This window comes from Agromyces binzhouensis, assembly GCF_004135055.1.
GTDB classification, from domain to species: Bacteria; Actinomycetota; Actinomycetes; order Actinomycetales; family Microbacteriaceae; genus Agromyces; species Agromyces binzhouensis.
Map to the genome: position 1 here is coordinate 1 of NZ_SDPL01000252.1, position 4,552 is coordinate 4,552.

Genomic DNA, 4,552 nt, shown 5'->3' on the forward strand with positions numbered 1-4,552 from the left:
CTCCGCCGGGCCGGGCGCCTCCGCCGGGCCGGACGCCTCGACCGGGCCGGGCGCCTCGACCGGGTCGTCGCCGACCCGCGCCGAGGCATCCGCACCGGTCACGTGGTCCTCCTTCAGAGGCCCTGCGCGAGTCGGTAGTAGGCCTGGTTCCACCGTACTTCGCGCTCGAACCCGCGCTGCGTCGTCTCCTCGTCGATGACGAGCAGCTCGACGCGAGCCATCTCGGCGAAGTCGCGGAACACGTCGACGCCCACCGCGGTCGACATCACGGTGTGGTGCGCCGCGCCGGCGGTCAGCCAGGCGGCGGCGGAGGTCTGGAAGTCGGGCGCCGGCTTCCAGATCGCGCGGCCGACGGGGAGCTTCGGCAGCGGCTCGCGCGGCGGGACGTTCTCGACGACGTTCGCGGTGAGGCGGAACCGGTCGCGCATGTCGGAGAGCGCCACGACGACGGCGGGGCCGGGGTCGGCGGTGAAGACCAGGCGCACCGGGTCCTCCTTGCCGCCGATGCCGAGCGGGTGGATCTCGAGCGTCGGCTTGGCCGTCGTGATCGAGGGTGCGACCTCGAGCATGTGCGCGCCGAGGATCAGCTCGTCGCCGGGCGTCATGTCGTACGTGTAGTCCTCCATCAGCGTCGCTCCGCCGGGCAGGCCCGCGCCCATGACGTTCGCGACGCGCACGAGGATCGCGGTCTTCCAGTCGCCCTCGGCGCCGAAGCCGTAGCCCTCTGCCTGCAGCCGCTGCACGGCGAGGCCGGGCAGCTGGCGCAGCGCTCCGAGGTCCTCGAACGACGTCGTGAAGGCGCCGAAGCCGCCCTCCTCGAGGAACGAGCGCAGCCCGATCTCGATCGCCGCGCCGTAGCGCAGCGAGTCGTGCCGCTCGCCGCCGCGGCGCAGCGACGGCTCCACCTCGTAGAGCTCCTCGTACTCCGCGACGAGCGCGTCGATGTCGGCGTCGGATGCCGCGTGCACGGCGTCCGCGAGCTCGTTCACGCCCCAGGTGTTGACCTGCACGCCGAACCGCAGCTCGGCCTCGGTCTTGTCGCCCTCGGTCACGGCGACGAAGCGCATGTTGTCGCCGAAGCGGGCGAGCTTCAGGTCGCGGGATGCCGCGAGGCCGGCCGCCGCACGCTGCCACGTGCCGAGCTCGCGCTGCACGCGCGGGTCGGACGCGTGCCCCACGATCGTCTTCCGCGGCACGCCGAGGCGGGTCTGGATGTACCCGAACTCGCGGTCGCCGTGGGCGGCCTGGTTGAGGTTCATGAAGTCGAAGTCGATGTCGGCGTACGGCAGTTCGACGTTCGCCTGCGTGTGCAGGTGCGCGAGCGGCTTCTGCAGCGCGTCGAGCCCGGCGATCCACATCTTCGCGGGGCTGAACGTGTGCATCCACGCGACGAGGCCGATGACGTTCGGTGCGGCGTTCGCCTCGAGCGCGACCTGCTTGATCGCGGCCGAGTCGGTGAGCACGGGCTTCCAGACGAGCTTCACGGGCACGTCGGATGCCGCGTCGAGCGTCTCCACGATGGTGCGCGACTGGTCGGCGACCTGCGCGAGGGTCTCGGGCCCGTAGAGGTGCTGGCTTCCGGTGAGGAACCAGACCTCGTATCCGTCGAGCGAGGTGGTGAGCGGCGTGCGGGTCATGTGCGTGTCCTTCGTGCGGTTCCGGGTGCTTCGATGTCTGCGGGGTCTGCGGTGCCGGTCGGCGGATGCCTCGGGCGGAATGTCTCGGGCGCGTGGCTCGTCACAGCGCCTCCACGGCTGCCGCCTCGGCGGCCAGGCCGGCCGCGTAGCGGTCGAGGTAGGCGGCGAAGCCGGCGACATCCGTCGGGTCGGGCTCGGCGACGTCGATCGCCGCACCGGCGAAGACGCGCTCGTCGAGGTAGGTGCCCAGGTCGGACTCGTCGGCGTGCGAGAGGTAGGCGGCGAGCACCGCGATGCCCCACGCTCCGCCCTCCGAGGCGGTCTCGCCGACGGCGACCGGCGCGTCGAGCGCGCCCGCGAGGAAGCGCTGCGCGACGCCCGCCGTGCGGAAGATGCCGCCGTGCGCGAACATGCGGTCGAGGCCGACGCCCTCGCCGTGCAGCACGCGCATGCCGAGCGCGAGCGTGCCGTAGACGCCGTAGATGTGCGCGCGCATGAGGTTGGCGAGCGTGAGCCGGCTGTCGGGCGTGCGGACGACCATCGGCCGCCCCTCCTCGAGGCCCGCGATCGGCTCACCCGCGAGGTGGTTGTACGCGATGAGGCCGCCGGCATCCGCCTCGCCCTCGAGCGCCTCGCGGAACAGGGTGCCGAACACGGCGTCGCCGTCGAGTTCGACGCCCGCGGCGGCTGCGAACCGTCCGAACACGCCCGCCCACGCGGCGAGCTCGCTCGCGCCGTTGTTGCAGTGCACCATCGCGACCGGGTCGCCGGCCGGGGTCGTCACGAGGTCGAGTTCGTCGTGGGCGTTCGCGAGCGGATGCTCCAGCACGACCATCGCGAAGATGCTCGTGCCGGCGCTGACGTTGCCGGTGCGCGGCGAGACGGCGTTCGTCGCGACCATGCCGGTGCCGGCGTCGCCCTCGGGCGGGCAGAACGGGATGCCGGCGCGCACCGCGCCGGTCGGATCGAGGAGTGCGGCACCCGCCTCGGTGAGCTCGCCGGCGACCCGCCCCGCCGGCAGCACCTCGGGCAGCAGCTCGGCGACCTTCACGCCGGGCGCGCGGTCGGCGACGAGTTCGTCGTAGATGCCGATGAGTCGCGCGTCGTAGTCGTTCGTGGCCGAGTCGATCGGGAACATGCCCGACGCGTCGCCGACGCCGAGCACGTTGCGCCCCGTGAGCTTCCAGTGCACGTACCCGGCGAGGGTCGTGAAGCTCGCGATGCGGGGCACGTGCGGCTCGTCGTCGAGGACCGCCTGGTGCAGGTGGGCGATCGACCAGCGCAGCGGGATGTTCACGCCGAACCGCTCGCCGAGCTCGGCGGAGGCGGGCCCGGTCGAGGTGTTGCGCCACGTGCGGAACGGCACGAGCAGCTCGCCGTCGGCGTCGAAGGCCAGGTAGCCGTGCATCATCGCCGAGACGCCGATCGCGCCGAACGTCTCGGGCACGACGTCGTGGCGGCGCCGAAGGTCGGCGACGAGGTCGGCGTACGCCGACTGCAGGCCCGACCAGACCGACTCGAGCGAGTAGGTCCAGCGGCGATCGACGAACTCGTTCTCCCACTCGTGGCTGCCGACCGCGAGCACGTCGGTCGGGTCCTCGCCGACCAGGCAGGCCTTGATGCGGGTCGACCCGAACTCGATGCCGAGCGACGTGCGCCCCTCGAGGATCGCGGCGCGCGCGGCATCCGTGGTCATGGTCTCGCTCATCGTCGTGCGTCTCCACTCTGTCCGTAGACGTTCTGGTACCGGTCGTACAGCCGGTCGATCGAGTCCTGCGGGATGGGGATCAGGGGGCCGGCCTCCCGCGCCAGGTGCACGGTGCGGGCCACGTCCTCGACCATGACGGCGGCCTTGACCGCGTCCTTGGCGTTGGCGCCGATGGTGAACGGCCCGTGGTTCTGCATGAGCACCGCACGCGAGCGGTGGCCGCGGAGCGTCTCCACGATGCCCCGGCCGATCGAGTCGTCGCCGATGATCGCGAACGGCCCGATCGGGATCGGCCCGCCGAACTCGTCGGCCATCGCCGTGATCACGCACGGGATCTCCTCGCCGCGCGCCGCCCATGCGACCGCGTACGTGGAGTGGGTGTGCACGACTCCGCCGACCTCCGGCATGTTCCGGTAGACGTACGCGTGCGCCGCGGTGTCGCTCGACGGCGACCGGTCGGCGCCCGGCGTGCCCGGGATGACGTTGCCGTCGAGGTCGCAGAGGATCATGTTCTCCGGCGCCAGGTCGTCGTAGCTCACACCCGACGGCTTGATCACGAACAGGTCAGCACCCGGCACCCGACCCGACACGTTCCCACCGGTCCACACCACCAGCCCGTACCGGGTCAACTCACCATGCAGGCGAGCGACATCCGCACGCGTACGGGCGATCGCGACCTCGACGTCGGGCCGGAGGTCGGTGGCCGTGCCGCTCATGCGGTCGCCCCGATCGTGCTCGACCCGATCGTGCTCGACCCCGGGTCGATGCCCGCCGCCTCCACCGCGGCGGGCATCGCCGTGCGGGAGGCGAGAACGCCTTCCGGGCTCCGGGTCGCGCTGCGATGCCGACGGGCGGATGCTCCGTTCCGATCGGAGACGGCCTCGACCAGCGTCACGTGGCGCTCAGGCGCGGCATGCGGCATCCGGGACTCCTTCGTCTGCTTCGTTAGCGCTAACAATCACGATGTTAGCGCTAACGAAGCGTGGAGCCAAGCCCCTCGGCCCGTCGCGCCGCCCCCGCAGCTCGCCCTCCCGTGCGAACGGGAGGAGAAAACCGACGACACGCCGCGGACCCACCCTCGACACGCCGAACGCGAGCCGGAAGTTCCTCCCGACGGACGGACGGGCCCGGCGTCGGTCGGCGCGCCGGGGTCGGCGAGGCGGGTCGGCCCCGGCGAGACGGGTCGGGGTCGGCGAGGCGGGTCGGC

Annotated in this window: 3 protein-coding genes; all 3 read right to left on the reverse strand. The window is 72.3% G+C overall.

All coding sequences use genetic code 11. The features are described 5' to 3' along the window. Positions 1 to 113 precede the first annotated feature (113 nt). Positions 114 to 1,637 (reverse strand): L-arabinose isomerase, encoded by a 1,524-nt coding sequence (gene araA / locus ESO86_RS11905; RefSeq protein WP_129235226.1) that lies wholly within the window; start codon positions 1,635 to 1,637, stop codon positions 114 to 116. 100 nt (positions 1,638 to 1,737) lie between these two features. Then, positions 1,738 to 3,345, reverse strand: a complete 1,608-nt coding sequence (locus ESO86_RS11910) for a xylulokinase (protein ID WP_422836490.1) — start codon at positions 3,343 to 3,345, stop codon at positions 1,738 to 1,740. After that, positions 3,342 to 4,061, reverse strand: coding sequence for an L-ribulose-5-phosphate 4-epimerase (locus ESO86_RS11915; RefSeq protein ID WP_129235227.1), 720 nt, complete (start codon positions 4,059 to 4,061; stop codon positions 3,342 to 3,344). The genes ESO86_RS11910 and ESO86_RS11915 overlap by 4 nt, the downstream gene beginning before the upstream one ends. Positions 4,062 to 4,552: the final 491 nt, after the last annotated feature.